Genomic DNA, 15,512 nt, shown 5'->3' on the forward strand with positions numbered 1-15,512 from the left:
GCCCGGCTTCGCCGGCACGCCGCCGGTACCACGCGCATCAGCCGAGGTCCGAGAGGAGTTCGGTCAGCAGTCGTTCCTCCATGACGGCCTGGCCCGACTCCCTCAGGGCGGAAGTGAGGGCGGGGTCCCAGGGGCTGGGGGCGGGCGGTCCGGTCAGCGGAGTCGACTCGCCTCCCGCCAGGGCGCTGCGGTAGTCGGCGGTGGTCATGCGCCAGGGCCGGGCGCCGTGGCGCTCCACGGCGGCGGCGGTGATCCGCAGGCCGGTCCAGTCGAAGTCGGCGCGCCAGTGCAGGCGGGCGCCGGACCGGGCGGCGTCGGCGAGGAGCTTGTGGCAGGCGGCGGAGGGCATTCCTTCCGTGCAGACCAGGGCCGCCGCGCGGTCTTCGAGCTCGGCGGCTGCCGCGCGCAGTATCGCCGGGTTCTCGCAGACATGGATCTCGCGGGCGGCGGGGACTACATCGGCGGCTGTCAGCTGGTGGAGGGTGAGGCGGAAGGGGATGCCGAAGGCGGTGGCGTCGCGCAGCCAGTCGCACACCACGTCGTCGCCGCGGGCACCGATGTTGAGGACGAGGACCTGGCTGGCGAGATCGTCGGCGACGGCTCCGGCGCTCTCCCACAGGGTGCGGCGTCCGGCCCGGTCACGGGGAACACGGCCCGGTTCGGCGCCGCCTGCCGTGGCGCGCTGGGCGACGGCGCGCAGGACAAGCTGTTCGAGGGGGCCGCCCGGCAGCAGGGCCTTGGTGTCTCCGGTGGCCCACTCCGCGAGGACGGGCAGCGGGAGCAGGCCCCGGTCGGCGTCGCCGCATACCCCGGGGAGTTTCTCCAGGACGCGGACGGCTGCCTGAAGCAGGGCGCCGTCGCCGCGCCGCAGGAGGCGGGTGAGGGTGCCGTCGGCGGCGATCTGCTCCAGCCAGGCCGGGTACCAGTCCAGGGCGGCGAGGGGTGAGGCGTGAGCGGCTTCGAGGGCCTGAGCGCGGGTGGACGCCTCGTCGGCGCGCTCGGCCGGCCGGTCGCGCAGGGGTCCGTGCAGCCGGCCCAGGGTCTTGAGCAGGCCGGTTCCGTAGCGTCCGTGAAGGTAGGCGTCGAGGTCGGCGAGGGGGACGGTGAGGCGTTTGACGGTTTCGGGTCGATAGCGGCCGGTGACGCCGATGACTGTGCGGCGTTCGGCTTCGGTGGGGGCAGTGAGGCCGATGTCGCCGTCGAGGGTGCCGCCGGTGCGCTCCAGGCGGCGGCGGGCGGCCGCGAGCAGGCGGCGCCAGCCTTCTTCGTGGAGTTCGGTGTACGACGGCGGGGACGGCCGGTCAGTCGACAAGCTGGGCCTCCTGTTCCTGCCGGTCCTGCCGGCGTACGGAGCGGGTACCCGGTGAGCCGAGCATGCCGCTCAGGGTGCCGGTGTCGTCGGCGTGCAGGCGTTCGCCGTCCCACAGGAGCAGCAGGGCGGAGACGGTGTGGTCGACGGCGGAGTGCGCGAGGTCGTAGTGGGCGGCGGCACGCACCGCGCCATGCACGGCCCACAGGTCGTACCCGGTCATGAACAGGTCGAGGTCGAACTGGGCGGCCAGCGACATGAGTTCCCCGCGCCCGGTGTCGTCGACGCCGGCGAACGCCTCGTCGAGAGCGAGCAGACGCGGGGCGTCGGGGTGCGCGGAGTTGAGCATGGCGTGGGCGGCGGCGAACAGGGGCAGGTGCAGGGAGACGGACTGCTCGCCGCCGGAGAGGCGGCTGTGCCGGGCCCGGGTGAGACGTTCCTCGGCGCCGCCGGGGCGTACCAGCTGGAAGGCGAACTGGCGCCAGCGCCGGTAGTCCAGGACTTCGGCGAGCAGCTGCCGGTAGGGGGTCTCGCGCTGCCGGGCGCGGGCGTTCTTGATCTGCGCGGCGAAGTGGGTGCGCAAGCGGGCCAGCTTCTCGGGGCCGAGGCGGGCGGCGTCGGCGTCCAGGAGGGCGCAGACGGCACGCTGTTCGTCGTCGAGGCCGTCGGCGAGCAGCCAGCTGACGCCGACCGTAGTGCCCGAGGACATGCGGCGCTCGCGCATGTCGGTGTTCATACGGCGGATCAGGTCGCGGGCGTCGACGGTGCGGTCGTGGATCTGCTGGGCGAGGCGAGTGAGCAGGGCGTCCTCGAGGATGCGCTGCTCGGAGTCGGAGAGGAGTTCGGCCTGGTCACGGCGGTGGGAGGCGATCTTCTCGGCGAAGGAGGCGATGGGCAGCGGGCCCTGTTCGTCAGCGACGGTGACGGTGATGACGCCGCTGGAGCTGTCCCAGGCGGGCTGATAGTCCTGCCCGGCGGCGGCGAGATGGGCGTGCAGGTCCTCCAGGGCCGTGGTGAGGCGGGTGACGGACTGCTTGACGCTGGACTCGGTGGGCGTGAGTTCACGGGTGGCGGTCAGGATCGCCTCGTGGACGGTGACGGCAGCGGGCGGCAGACGCTCGCCCGTCCAGTCGGCCTCCTGGGCGGGCCAGGCCAGGCCGGGCGGGCAGCGCAGGAGGTCGAGGAGTTCGCGGGCCGCGTACGGGGCCAGGCCGCGGGCGGTGTCCTTCTCCTCGGTGACGGCGACCCGCAGCGCCTCGGCGGCGGCGGTGCGGCGAGCCTCGGCGGCGGCCAGGCGACCGATCGCGTCATCCCTGACACTGCGGGCGGCGTCCGTCTCTCGCGCGGCGGCCTCCAGGCTGTTCTCGGTCTCCTCGACGCGGGCCATGACCTGCTGTGCCTCGGCGCCGACGGCCTCGCGCAGCGCCTGGAGCCCGGCGGCCTCCTCGGCGTGGCGGCGGCGGGCGGCGCGTTCGGCCTCGGCGGCGGCCTCCTCGTCGTCGGCGGCGGCCATGAGCCGGTCCGCGGCAGCGGTGGCGGTCTCGGTCTGCCTGGTGTGCTCTCGACGCCGGGTGGCCAGTTCGCCCGCCTCCCGTTCGAAGGCGCGAGTGGCGGACTCGGTGTCGTCGGCGTCCTGGACGGTGACGCCATGCTCGGACTCGGCGCGGTGCAGGGCGCGTACGGCGACCGCGCAGGCGGCCTGCGTCTCGTCGTAGACGGACTGGGCGGCATCGGCGGCTGCGCGGGTGGCGCGCAGGGCTGCGACGGCGCGGTCCAGGGCGCGCAGGTGCGGGGCGAGGGCGGCGGTGCGGGGCAGGGCGGCGCGGGCGGTGTCGTACTCCTGAAGACTCTGCTCGCAACGGGACTTGGCCTGCGTCACCTCCTCCAGCTGGAAGGTCAGTTCGGACAGGAGCGCGTCGCAGGCGGCGATGCGTGCGGCGCGGCGGCGCATCCGGGCGGTGGCTCCGACGTACTCGGCGTGCGGTTTGCTGTGGGAGCCAACGAGGATTCCTGCGGCGTAGCGGCCGTCCGGGCAGACGGCGGTGGCCGCGCCCGCCGTATCGGCGACGGCGACCGACCTCAGTACGGCGGTGATCCGGGCGGCCGGGATGGCCGTACCGGTCTCGGGGCGCAGCAGGTCGGCGAGGCTAGGCCCGTCGACGGGGGCGACGGGGGCGGTGGCGCGCAGGTATCCGTCGCCGTCACCGGTGGGGGGCTCATCGGCGGTGACGAGCGCGTCGAGCAGGCCGGAGGCCTCCAGGGCCGCCTCTACGCCCGCGCGTTCCGTGTCGTCGAGGCCGTCGGCGAAGTCGACGAGCTGCCACAGGGGGAGAGCGCCTTCCAGGCTGTCACGGTCGGCTGTGCGGCCGCGGGCGGCAGGCGGTGCGTCGTCGTGTTCGGCGGCGATCCGTGTCCGTTCGGCCTCGGTCTCGGCCCGGCGGGCCTCCAGCGCGCCGAGCTCGCCGCGCAGGGCGGCGAGCCGGTCCCGCAGGCCCTGGATGGCGGGGGCGGTGGCCTCGCTGAACAGGTCGGTGAGTTGCGGGGTGCCGGCTTCCGGGCCATCCGGTCCGGCGGCAGCATCGAGCGCCCGCGCGAGCAGCTCGGCGGCGCCTTCGGGCAGCAGCTGCCCGTACTGGTCCTGCCACCGTCCGAGTTCCTCCCGGGCCCGCGTGTGGGCGGCGCCGAGCGCGTCCTGGGCCGCTCGCTCCTCCGTCTCGGCGGCCCGGGCCGCCTCCTGGGCGCGCTCCTGTCCGGCGCGGGCCGCGTCCCGGCCGCGCTCGGTGTCCCTCAGGTGTACCGCGGCGGCCCGTACCGCCCGTACGCCTTCGTGGCGGGCGGCGGCGCGGGCCGAGGCGCGTTCGGCAAGAGCGGAGGGGACGGCGTCGCCAGGGGTCCAGGGGATACCGGCGCGGTGCGCGTGGTCGGCGAGGGCGGCGGCCGAGCCGCTGACGGCGGTGGCGAGTTCGGCGGCCAGCTGCCCGGCACGTTCGGCCTCGGCGCGGGCCCGGCCGGTGGCGGCGCTGCGGCGTTCGCGCTCGGATGTGGTCTGCCGGGCGGTCTGTTCGCAGGTGCGGACCAGGCGTTCCAGATCGGCGAGTTGCTCGACGGCCTGGTAGGCGGCCGAGGAGCGCAGCTGCTCCAGGCGGGCGCGCAGCGCGGCGAGCGCGGACTCGGCCTCGTCGGCCCGAGCTCCGGCCGCCTCGCGCTGCTCGCGGGCCTCGTCGAGCTCCGTTTCCGACGTCGCGTGGGCGCGTTCGCGCTCGCCGCTCTCGGCCCGCCGGGCGCTGAGCCTGTCGGCGGCGACGCGGGCATTGACCCGCAGGTACGTCGAGTACGCGGCGAGGAAGGACCGGGTGGCCTCGTCGGCGGCGACCAGGCCCTCCAGGGTGCGCTGCACGGACTCCATGTCGTCGAAGGAGCGGGCGGCCTCACCGATCAGGTCCTCGTCCAGCGGGCGCAGGCCTTCGGTGAGTGTGTCGGAGAGCTTGGCCGGGTCGAGGTTCTTGGCGAGCTGGGGGCGGCGCAGCGTGAGGATGAGGGTGAGCAGCTGTTCGTAGCGCTCCCGGCCGAGGCCGAACAGGCGCTGGTCGACCGCGGTGCGGTAGTCCGTGGCCGAGGCGATCACCTCGGCGCTCAGCGGGGCCAGTTCGGCTGCCAGCTGCTTCTTCGTCAGCGGCCGGTCGTCGTCGGTGAGCAGTGAGAAGTCCTCGCCGATGCGGCCGTCGGCGACGAAGTGCCAGCGGGCGGGGGTGTCCCGGTGCTTCTGGGCGTGCAGGCCGATGCCGCAGGTGACGGCCTGCCCGGTGGTGCGGTGGGTGAACTCGATCCATACGTAGCCGAGCGCGCCCTCCTGCCCGCGAAAGAGCAGGTTGGACTTCATGGTGCGGTCCTCGGCGGCGAACGGGTTGAGCCGCTTGGGGTCGATCCGCCCGTCCAGGACGAACGGGAAGAGCACCTCGAGGGCCTTGGTCTTGCCGGACCCGTTGGGGCCGCGCAGCACCAGCCAACCGCCGGCGAAGGAGAACTCCTCGTCGCGGTAGTCCCACAGGTTGACGATCCCGGCTCGGGTGGGCACAAACCGGGGCTGGAGGTCGGTGGGCGGGGTGCTCACTGGGCGGAGTCCTTCACGTCGTCTGCGGGGAACAGGGCGTCGGGGGCCTCTGCTTCGGGGCTGTCAGTGCTCCCGGGGCTCCAGGGGCTTTGGGTGGTACGAACGCGGGGGCGTGCCTTCACCTCGGCCGTCACCCCGCGGTAGCGGGCCAGCAGCGGCAGTGCGAGAACCCCGCCCGCCACCCGCACGACGAGCGACATGGCGGCCAGCAGGTCCAAGGCCTGGTCGAGAAGCCGGTCGGGGTCGCCGCGCAGGTCGGCGGCGAACCCGGCACCGTACTGCTCGGTGATCTCCTTGGTCCGGGCGCGCAGCCAGGAGCTGGTGACGAAGGGGTAGCGGACCTCCGGGGCGGCCGACGCCTCGTTCTCCCCCTCCGCCTCTTCCTCCGTATCCTCCCGGTCTGTCGCGGCCTGTTCGAACACACCCTGCGCGGGGAGAGCCAGGTCGATCCGGCCGGCCCGGTCCGCGAGGCGCTCGGCGGCACTCGGCGCGGGCAGCAATTCGGGCGCGTGCCGCCCGGTGCGCGCCGCGGCCTCGCTGATCCGCGCGCCGAGCAGCAGGGCGGCCTGCGCGACGGTGCCGCCGCCGGGGAACCGCGTATCGGAGAGGCGTCCCGAGGTGTCCACGAGGGCGATGCCCTCCGCACGCCGCTCGACGGTGAGGCCGGTGAGGCGGGTGAGATCCTCGGCGAGCGCGGGGGCACGCAGCTGGCCGGTCAGCTCGGGGTCGGCGTCGGCGTAGTAGGCGACCGGGTGCTCCAGGACCAGGCGCCTCGCCCGCCGGGACGCGGAGAGCCGCTGGGCCCGGCGCCCCTCGGACAGACTCCGGGCACCCGCGGAGTCCAGCAACGCGGTGACCGACGTGACGTGCTGGAGGACGCGGGTGGGCTGGTGGACGGCGGTGAGCACCTCCCGGTCGATGTCGTACAGTGCCTCGGCCCGCTCCGGATCGGAGACCCAGGAGGCGGCCGAGCCGTCGGCCAGGCGCAGCGCGCCACGTTCGGTGAGCCAGCTGACGGCGTCGACGAAGGCGTCCCGGTCGTGCTTGCGGCCGGTGTCCAGGCCGAGCCCGTCGATGCGGGCGGCGTCGGCGGCGACGGCGTCGGCGAGTTCGCCGAGCGCGACCTGCGCGCCGTGCCGGCCCAGTGCGGCCAGGGTGAGGGCGAGGTAGGCGTAGCGGCGCCGGTCGAAGGGGCGACCGGACCGGCTGAGCGCGGGCCGGGTGGGGTCTAGTTGATCTTGGGCGCGCTGGAGGCGGGCGGTGTCAGCGGTGGTGATCAGCCGGTAGCCGAGCACCTCCATCAGATCGGTACGCAACTGCTCGGCCCAGCGCCGCACGGTCGCCAGCGCGCCCACATCCGGGTACACCGACGTGATCAGCGGATGTCGCAGCACGAGACGTACGGCCTTCTGGTAATCGGCCAGTTCCAGGGCCGATACGTTCTCGGCGACGCGGGTGCTCATCCGGTGACCTCCAGGCGCAGTCCGTCCAGGTGCAGGTCGCCGCGCACGGTGCGCACCGTGGTGAAGGCCTCTTCGGGCCCCGTCGGAAGGAGGGTGAGCCGCACCCCGTGCGCCGAGCCGGAGGCCGTCGGCCCCGCGATACCCCGGGTGACCGGCACCCGCGCGGCGAGCGCCACGTCCATCAGGGAGAGCAGTGCGCGGGTCTCGGCCTCGTCCAGGACCCTGCCGTACGCGCCGTCGCGGGCCAGCGAGACAGCCGCCCCCCGGCGCTCGGCCTGCTCCTTGATCTGCGCGGCCCGCAGCCGGGCCCGCTCGGCGTCGTTGCGCTCGATCCGTCCCGGCCCCTTGAGGGCAGGGGTGCGGCCGGACTGCACCAGGGTGCGGGCCAGCTCCACCGGCTCCGCCTCCCACCACGAGGTACGCCCGGAAATCAGCTCGGGGTCCGGATAGGGGACGGCGATGTGCCGGGGCGCACCGAGCCCGAACACCGCCTGGAACAGGGCATGCGCGTCGTCGTCGCTCACACATGAGGTGAACCACTGGGCGAGGTGGCGCAGCTGGCTCTCCCGGCTGACTCCGCCGCGCCGCGCTTCGGTGACCCGCCGCAGCAGCGCGAGGACCGAGCGGATCGCGGTGACCGTGGCGTCCTGCAGCCGCTCGGCCTCGCTGTGCTCACGCTCCCCGAACCAGTGCACGATGCCGCCCCACCGCTGCCGCCAGTCGTCCAGACGGGCGGCCGGGGTCCGGAAGAGCCGCTCGTCGGCCTCCGCGGCGTACTCGACCATCCGGTCCACACCGCTGGCCGCGGCCTTCTCCACCGCCTCGGCGAGCAGCGGGGCGTAGCGCCCGAGTTCGGCGGTGAACTCCCGCATGTGCGCGAGCAGCGCGTCCTTGTGCGCGAGGAACACCTCGGGCCGGGTGTCGTTGGTCCGCGCCAGATCGCCGAGCATCAGATAGAAGCGGGCAGCCCGCTGCGCCATCTCGTTCAGCACGGAGTCCAGGCGGCCCAGCTTGCGGTAGACCTCCTCAGCGTCGCCCGCGGTGTTCGCCTCGGCAAGCGCAGCCAGGTCGGCGAGGAGGTCGGGGAAGACGAGCCGGGAGAGCTGCGCGTCCTCCAGGGAGGCACCGAGCACGTCCTCCACCGCCCGGTAGGCCCGGTAGCCGGCCTGGGTGAACTGGTACACGTAGTGGCGGTTGCGGTACTCCGCCAGGTTCGCCGCCCGCGTCCCGTCGTAACTGCGCTCCAGGACTCGCCACTCGGCGAGCGCGTCCAGCAGCGGCTGCACGTCACCCACGGCCGCCCCTGGATGGTCCGCGACCAGCCTGCTCACCAGGGCGGCCGCGTCGGAAGCATGCAGCAGCACCTGGTAGTTGGCCCGGCCCCTCTCGAAGGCACGCAGCAGCCACAGGTACTCGTGACGCTTCTCGGCAGCCGCGAAGTGGAAGAGCCGCAGCCGGTCGTCGAGGGTGAAGGCATCGATCCCGAAGGCATCCTCGTCTCCACCCTCCGGGGGCGTCGGGCCCGGAGGCACGGAGCCCGTGGGCACAGAGCCTGCCGGCACAGTCGGGGGCGGGGCCAGGGAATCGTCACTCACGGGCGTCAGCGGCTTCCTCGTACGATGGGACGGAACCGGCGGGACGGGGCCGGATCCGACCCCAGTCTGCCGTCCGGACACCAGGGTGGGAAAAGCTGCCCACCGAATCCATTAGCGCAGGTAAACTACGCGCCCGTCCAGATCCTTCCCCCCGCCGCGGAACGGCTCCGAAGCCGACGCGGTCCAAGTCTTCACGAACCTCCAGGCGAACCGGCCAGAGCTCGATCCAGCGAAGCTGGTCCGGACGCGCAAGTTGATGATGTGCGCCGTCCGGGACTGTCTGGTCAAGGACTACGAACCGCTGGAGTCAGTACCGCATCTGCCAGACGATGACGACTGTCACGTACTTGCCGCCGCGATCAAGGCACGGGCTCAACTCATCGCGACCAACAACCTCAAGGACTTCCCCGGCGGAACGCTGAGAGCGTGGAACGTCGAAGCTGTCTCCGCAGACGACTTCGTTCCAGCCCAGACCGACCTCGACCGGCAGAGAGTCTTTGCCGCCGTCCAGCCGACCGCCGACTCCTTGCGAAATCCGCCCGGCGCTGCGGGTGATGTGCTTGATCACCTGGAACGAGACGGCCTCCTGGAGCCGGCCGCCGCCCTCCGCGCCGGCCGGTGATCCCGAGCCGGTTTCCCCATCCGGCGCTCACGCATGCCCACGCAGAGCGTTCCGGGCCCCAGCGCCACAAGCCCGAGTCCACCCCAGGAATAGCAAAAGCCCCAGGTCACGGCGAGTGAGAATCCTGGGGCTTCTACAGAGCCGCCTTCGGGATTCGAACCCGAGACCTACGCATTACGAGGCCCCACAAGATCATCCCGTCCACTGCCGGGCCGTGCCACCAAATCCTGATTCCCCAGGCCAGGGCGGTGCGGCCCGGCCCCGACATGCCGCCCAATCCACCCTGTGCCACCTCGTCCGCTCACGCACCGCTCACGCAAGCCAGGCCGCCCGCCCGGGGCGCCATGAGGGGCTCAAGCGCGCCGTGGGGTCAAATCTGGCCAAGGTCGACCTCCACCAAGGAGGGAGCGGAGCCGCCTGGCCAGCTTCGACGCCGCCTCCATTCCTGACGAGACCTGCGACCAAAACGATATCTCTCATAGCAAACAAATGCTATCGTTTCGTTGGCAAGGGCATCTGTGGAGGGACCATCAACATGGCCAGAACTGTCATCGACCTCGACGAAGACATGGTCACCGAGGCCATGCGCATCTTCGGCACCAAAACGAAGGCCAAAGCCGTCCGCCTCGCCATGGAGGACGCCGTCAAGAGGCACCTGCGGCAGGAGTTCTTCGACGCCATGGACGCCGGCGAACTCGACTTCAGCGAGATCGTCGAGAACACCGGCCCCCGCAACGCCGACGGAACCCTCAAGCGCGACGGCGGCCGGGCCGCCTGATGCAGGACCGCTACCTGATCGACAAGTCCGCCCTCGCCCGCTGGACGAAACCCAGCGTCAGAGAGGTACTCAAGCCGCTCCACGAGCGGTACCTCCTCGCCGTCTGCCAACCCACCGAGTACGAGATGATCCACTCGGCCCGGGACAACGCGGAGGCGACACGCATCAGCACCTGGCTCCACGCCTTCGACTACCTGCACGGCGGCGACGACACCTTCACTCGCGCACTGGAAATCCAGCGCCACGCCCTCAACGCAGGTTTCCACCGCGCCCTGTCGCTCCCCGACCTTCTCATCGCCGCCACAGCGGAACTGAACCGGCGAACGGTCCTCCACTACGACGGAGACTTCGACATGATCGCCTCCCTCACCGGCCAGCCCACCGAATGGGTCGTCCCGCCCGGCAGCGCCGACCGATGAGAATGCCGATCCTCCCCAACCCCGACGAGTCGTCTGGTGTCCCTCATCGAGTGGTCGCGGGGGGTGTAGCTGGCCTGCGTCAGCACTCGTCGCCCTGTAGAGCCTGGCTCTGCGCGGATCCCTGCAGGTCCTGGGCGGGGCCGACGGGGGCACCGCCTTGAATTGACCCTCGCCGTCTTCTTCCTGGTTCCGAACGCAAACACCCCTCGACCCTCTCTTCCTGCTCGGGACAGCGACGGGGCCGCGTCGCCGGCATGCCGCTCCGTAGCGCGATAAGGCCGCTGAGCCGGGAATCCGCAGTCATCCGTTCCGCGGCGGCATCAGCCATGCCAGGTCCGCCGCGGCCTGGCGGCGGACCGTCCGCTCACGGGTGAACAGGTCCTCTGTCTTCGTCAGCACCAGCGTGTACGGGCGTCCCTGCCGCCTGGTCTGGTGAAACACCGGCAGCTCGGCCGAGTCGATCCCCGTGTGCACATGGCGCCGCCCCTCCTTCGCCAGCGGCCATTCCAGGACCCGCCGCGACCGGGAGCCGAGGAATGCACCGAGGGCACCGCACAGCTCGCAGCCGCACCCGGTCCAGGCCACGGACCAGTCGTCAGCAGCGCGCGGCGCCCGCTCGCACACCACGCGGAGCCGGTCCGCGCAGTCCCGCGCGATCACGTCGAGACCCGCTGCGCCCCACTCGGCCGCCGGCAACGCCTCCTCGGCGCTGCGCAGCATCGGCATCAGGCACTCGAGCACCGTGTCCCGGTACTCGCGCAGTGCTGCCGCGATCCCGTCCCGCTGCTCTGCGTCGGCCGCCGCCAGGACGCATCGCAGCGGCAGGGCCAGCTGCCGCAGCTGCGCACGGCGGATGTCGGCCGACCCGGTCGTGGTCCACAGCCGCAGGTCTCGGTCCACCGCAGCCCAGACCCCGTCGGCCAGCAGCCGCGCCACCGCTGGCGCGCGACGGGCACGCAGCGCCGTACACAGCTCCGGCAACCGCTCCGTCCACTGGTAATGCTGCGAGTCGAGGCGGTGGGCCGACGCGAACCAGACCTCGACGACCCGGCGCGTCCACGCGGTTCCGTACCGCTCGGCTGCCGCCGACAGTGCGCCCGCGCACTCCGGGCCGAGCGCGCTTGCTTGGAACGGCTCCAGCAGCATCGCCGCGGTCTCGGCCGCCTCCAGGCCCGCAGCCACCTGCAGCGCGCAGCCCAGCAACTCACGTTGCGGACGGGTGTGCTTCCAGAACGGGGCGAGGGACAGGGCCCGCTCACGCGCCCGGTGCAGGTCGCCCCGGGCGATGCCGACGCGCAGTTTCTCCAGTGCCCACCCCGATCCGGCCTCGCCGCGTGCCGCGAAGGCCCGCTCACGCGGCCACACGACGACCGCGGCCCGCCGGTACCACCGGTCCAGCGTGTTGCCGTAGTTGCCCACGTAACCCTCGTACTGGGAGTCGTAGGGCGTCAGGTCCGCGCTCGCGGTACTCGCGCACACCTCGTAGTCGTCAACCCGCAAGGAGATCTGCTCGCCGCCGGTGCCGTCCGGACCGGTCCACCAGCCCAGGGTGATCTCGTCGTCGACCAGCTCTTGGAGAACGTAGTCCCCGTCCGCGCCCGCGTCACCGCCCTCACCGTCGTCCTCGTCGTCGTACCCGTAGTCGTCCCAGGGATCGTCCCCTTCGGGATAGGCATCCCAGGTCTCCTTCACCTCGGCCAGGGCGAGCACCGACTCGCACCCGGCCTGCTCGGCGGCGGCGCGCAGCAGCGCTGCACGTCCCGCGTCGGCGCCCTTGAGCCGTTCCCAGCTCAGACCCCGCTGGGTGTACTCGTGATCGAGCAGGTATACGAGCCGGTTCGGCGGATCGGACTCGCGGCTGCCGTAGCGCGGCGTGACGGGCGACCCGAAGTGCTGCTCCAGACTGTGTGCCAGCTCCGCCGGCGGTCCGGACAGCTCTGTCGAAGTCCCCGGCGCGGCCATCAGGTTGAAGGTGAGCGTCACCCGGTACCCGGATCGGACCGGAGTGACCTCGTGCCGGCAGTCGGCGTAGAAGGCGACAAGGGTCAGATCCGTCTTCGAGGCACGGTAGGCACACTTCTGCCCAGCGTGCTCGATGACCAGCTCTCCCCCCGTGTGCGCCGAAGGCAGGGACAGCACCAGCGTGCCCACCATGGCGTCGTCCTTCTCCGAATCCTGGTGCGGAAGGAAGAACTGTCCCTTCCCGTACACCAGCATCGCGTGCGGCTCAGCCCACAGCCGGGTCGCCGCCGGGAGACCGAGAGCGTCCCGGAAATGCTCCAGTGCGTCACTCAGCAGCGACGACCAGGAAGGATCGCCAAGGCTGAGCTGATCCGGCGAGATCTGCCAGGTGTCCCGCACGCTGGTGTCGTCCAGCGTCTCCTCGCCCTTTCCGAACAACGCCGGCCGTGACACCGAGATCAGCCGCTTCGCCTGGGGCGCCCGCAACGGAAGGCGCACCGGCCCGACCCCGGCCACCTCAAGGTTCAGGCTGGCCGCAGGCGCTTCCAGCCGGGCGCTGAAAGCCCCCGCTGTCTTCGCCCCGCCGAGCAGCCCAGCCAGTCGTTCCCTCGGTGCAACCACCACGCCCCTGCCCTCCGCCCCTACGGACCTGCCGTCCACGGCCCGAATTCTACGAACCCGACGGCGCCACCGGACCACGACCGTGCACGGGCTCACCCGAACGTCGCGTACCACCCCCGAACCCCGTCGAGTAACGGCGCCTGGCGGTAGCATGCACGGCCGTGAGCCAGTACCAGTACTACGAGTTCCAAGCCATCGAGCGACCCTTGACCAAGGACGAGCTCGAGCATGTCCGGGCCCTGTCGAGCCGGGCCCGGATCAGCGCGACGCACTTCGTCAACGAGTACCACTACGGCGACTTTCGCGGCGACGAGCGCAAACTGATGGAACAGCTGTATGACGCCCACTTGTACTTCGCCGACTGGGGCTCGCGGCGCCTGATGCTGCGCCTGCCCACTGCACTGCTGCCCGCCCGTAGCGCCGAACCGTACTGCGCGGAAGACGCCTTGTCCTGCTGGACCAGGAAAGGACACCTGCTGCTCGATTTCCCCTACTCGGCCGAGGACGGCGGCGAGTGGGACTTCGAGCGGTCCTACACCCTCGCCTCCTTCACCACCCTGCGTACCGAACTCGCCGCAGGCGACCTGCGCCCCCTCTATCTGGCCTGGCTCTCCGCGCTCACCCGATGGGAGTTGGAGGAGGACGTCGACGAGGACGAGTACACCGCCACCATCGAGCCGCCCGTACCCGTCGGCCTTGCCCAACTCACCGGTGCGCAACAGACCTTGGCGGACTTCCTGCACATCGACCCGCACCTGCTCACCGCGGCTGCCCGCGCCAGCGGTGCCGCCCCTTCCCAGACAGTCGACAAGGACGCACTCGCCGCCTGGATCCGCGCCCTGCCCGGGCGCGACAAGGACACCCTGCTGCTTAACGCCGCCCTGGGCAGCGCCCCACAGCCGGGCCCCGCGCTGCTGGCCCGCCACCGCGCCGCGTCCCACGGCACAGCCGAACCCTCCACCACCACCCGGCGCCGCTCAGCCGCGGAACTCCTCGACGCCGCCCACGGGGTGCGCAACGAGCACACCCAGCAGCAGGAACAGGCCCGCGCCCAGGCCCGCCGGGCCCAACAGCAGGCCCGGGAGAGCCACCTGGACCACCTGGCCGAGAACGCCGAGCGATCCTGGCAGGACATCGCCGACCTGATCGGGCAGAAGCAGCCCGGCCCCTACAACGCCGCCGTCACCCTCCTGAAAGATCTCCGCGAGGTCCACGACCGGGCCGGCACCCCCGAGGAGTTCGCGCGGCGCCTGCACGACCTGCGCGAGCAGCACCGCGGCAAGCCCTCGCTGATGCGGCGCCTCACCGACGCCGGGCTGACAGCCCGCTGAGCCGCGCTCAGATGCGGCCGCTTGGGCCCTCGGCCAGAAGGCGGAGGGCGGCGAGGGCTGCCGGGCGGCCCGTGGCGGACAGGGAGATCGGAGCGCCGCTGGACCGCTCCGGCTCGAGGTAACCGAGTTCGCGGCCGGTGTGCCAGAACCTCCACAGCAGCCGCTCGGTTTCCTTCCCCTCCATCGCGGTGCCGTCGCCATGGGTGAAACCCGCAGCGAGCACCGGATGTACAACATCGCGCAGGTCCTCGCAGAGCCGGGGCTCCGCCCACAAGGCGCACAGGGCGGACTCGGCTACCTGCCGCTCAGCTGCCGTGGTGCCCAGCCAGGCCAGCGCGGCCGTGTGCTCGCGCAGGCGAGGATCCGTCAGCTGAACACGGCCGGCAGCCGACAGCTTGAGCACACGATGACGCTTGGTCACCAGTCGGTGAGTGCGGGCGAGTTCATGCAGATCAGCCAGCTGGTAGAGGTCCGCCTCCGAGCGCGGTCCCTTGCCGATCGGGTACCAGTGCGGGTAGCGGGCAAACGCGGCAGCCACCAGTTCCCGCGGCAGGTAGCCGGCCTGCGTCAAGGTAACGCCGTCACCGATCTGCTCCAGCAGCCACCGCAGCGGCTCAGCCGTGTCCACGGGCGCCGCAGAAGACACCGCCAAGGCAGGCAGGACGGCGGCGAGCAGGACGCGACGCTCAGTCGGGGGCGCCGCGGCCCACAACTCGCGCCGTTCGCTGCGGACGGCCTCCAGCGGGGCACGGCCCCCGAACACGGGCTGCGCGGTGGTGAGCCAGTGCTGGACGAGACGTCGACGCGCGGCCGGGACCGTACGTGCGTCCGGGTCGAGGTCGCCCTCGTCCAGGGCCTGCTCCAGTCGGCGTTCGAGGTTGGCACGGGCCAACGCTTCCTGGATGCCCATGACCTCCCCCCAGCTCAGCTCGGCCACGTCCGGCGGGCTCGTGGGCGAGGCAGCCGCAGCCTTTCGGTAGGCCGCGAAGCCCGCCTCCTCGGAGCGCTGCCAGGCCGCCAGCACCTGAGCGGTGGTCGCGCTCGTGCACACCGCGACGGCCCGAACGCGACCGACCCCCGCCAGCAGGTCCGCCAGGACAGCGACGGCCCACTGCTGCTCAGATGTGTCCGCAGGCCACTTGCGAGGCAGCTCATACCAGCAGAATCGTTCGACCGCAGCCACCGAGAGCGCGACGAGCGGGTCGCCGTCCGGCACCAGCCAACGCAGCAGGCGCTGTGCCATCGCCTCGTCCGCCGCCAGCACCGTCACCTCCACCGCGCTGTCAAACTTGACCCGGCCC

The 15,512-nt window shown here is 72.1% G+C and carries 10 protein-coding genes; 3 read left to right on the forward strand and 7 right to left on the reverse strand.

Going from position 1 to position 15,512, the window contains the following annotated elements; all coding sequences use genetic code 11:
* Positions 1-37: 37 nt before the first annotated feature.
* From J7I97_RS01290 to J7I97_RS38035, 5 genes are all read right to left on the reverse strand, one after another.
* The gene (locus J7I97_RS01290) at positions 38-1,312 is read right to left on the reverse strand and encodes a TIGR02679 family protein (protein WP_214930445.1); all 1,275 of its coding nucleotides are present in this window, start codon (positions 1,310-1,312) and stop codon (positions 38-40) included.
* Complete coding sequence (locus J7I97_RS01295) at positions 1,302-5,420, reverse strand: TIGR02680 family protein (protein ID WP_214930446.1); 4,119 nt, start codon at positions 5,418-5,420, stop codon at positions 1,302-1,304. The genes J7I97_RS01290 and J7I97_RS01295 overlap by 11 nt, the downstream gene beginning before the upstream one ends.
* Complete coding sequence (locus tag J7I97_RS01300) at positions 5,417-6,883, reverse strand: TIGR02678 family protein (protein ID WP_214930447.1); 1,467 nt, start codon at positions 6,881-6,883, stop codon at positions 5,417-5,419. The genes J7I97_RS01295 and J7I97_RS01300 overlap by 4 nt, the downstream gene beginning before the upstream one ends.
* Complete coding sequence (locus J7I97_RS01305) at positions 6,880-8,430, reverse strand: TIGR02677 family protein (protein ID WP_308364208.1); 1,551 nt, start codon at positions 8,428-8,430, stop codon at positions 6,880-6,882. The genes J7I97_RS01300 and J7I97_RS01305 overlap by 4 nt, the downstream gene beginning before the upstream one ends.
* A gap of 355 nt (positions 8,431-8,785) precedes the next feature.
* On the reverse strand, positions 8,786-9,046 hold the full coding sequence (locus J7I97_RS38035) for a hypothetical protein (protein ID WP_251050053.1): 261 nt from the start codon (positions 9,044-9,046) through the stop codon (positions 8,786-8,788).
* A gap of 589 nt (positions 9,047-9,635) precedes the next feature.
* Between J7I97_RS38035 and J7I97_RS01315 the strand changes: the two genes are divergently transcribed.
* Both J7I97_RS01315 and J7I97_RS01320 read left to right on the forward strand, forming a co-directional pair.
* Entirely contained in the window at positions 9,636-9,878 is a 243-nt protein-coding gene (locus J7I97_RS01315) for a type II toxin-antitoxin system VapB family antitoxin (RefSeq protein WP_214930449.1), read from the forward strand.
* Positions 9,878-10,297 carry a PIN domain nuclease gene (locus J7I97_RS01320; RefSeq protein WP_214930450.1) on the forward strand — a complete coding sequence of 140 codons (420 nt, stop codon included), beginning with the start codon at positions 9,878-9,880 and terminating at the stop codon, positions 10,295-10,297. Before J7I97_RS01315 ends, J7I97_RS01320 begins: the two co-directional genes overlap by 1 nt.
* 300 nt (positions 10,298-10,597) lie before the next feature.
* Here the strand turns inward: J7I97_RS01320 and J7I97_RS01325 are convergent, their stop codons facing one another.
* Positions 10,598-12,919 carry a 2OG-Fe(II) oxygenase gene (locus J7I97_RS01325; protein WP_308369188.1) on the reverse strand — a complete coding sequence of 774 codons (2,322 nt, stop codon included), beginning with the start codon at positions 12,917-12,919 and terminating at the stop codon, positions 10,598-10,600.
* Positions 12,920-13,041: 122 nt separating this feature from the next.
* Between J7I97_RS01325 and J7I97_RS01330 the strand changes: the two genes are divergently transcribed.
* Positions 13,042-14,211, forward strand: a complete 1,170-nt coding sequence (locus J7I97_RS01330) for a hypothetical protein (RefSeq protein ID WP_214930451.1) — start codon at positions 13,042-13,044, stop codon at positions 14,209-14,211.
* A 7-nt stretch (positions 14,212-14,218) separates the two neighbouring features.
* Here J7I97_RS01330 and J7I97_RS01335 read toward each other — a convergent pair.
* On the reverse strand, positions 14,219-15,512 hold a 1,294-nt coding region (locus J7I97_RS01335; RefSeq protein ID WP_214930452.1), incomplete at its 5' end, for a hypothetical protein.

It is taken from the genome of Streptomyces sp. ISL-87, from assembly GCF_018614095.1.
GTDB lineage: Bacteria > Actinomycetota > Actinomycetes > Streptomycetales > Streptomycetaceae > Streptomyces.

Coding starts and splice junctions, on each gene's coding strand:
- J7I97_RS01300 (WP_214930447.1), bottom strand. CDS start 6,883: ATGAGCACCCGCGTCGCCGAGAACGTATCGGCCCTGGAACTGGCCGAT.
- J7I97_RS01315 (WP_214930449.1), top strand. CDS start 9,636: ATGGCCAGAACTGTCATCGACCTCGACGAAGACATGGTCACCGAGGCC.
- J7I97_RS01320 (WP_214930450.1), top strand. CDS start 9,878: ATGCAGGACCGCTACCTGATCGACAAGTCCGCCCTCGCCCGCTGGACG.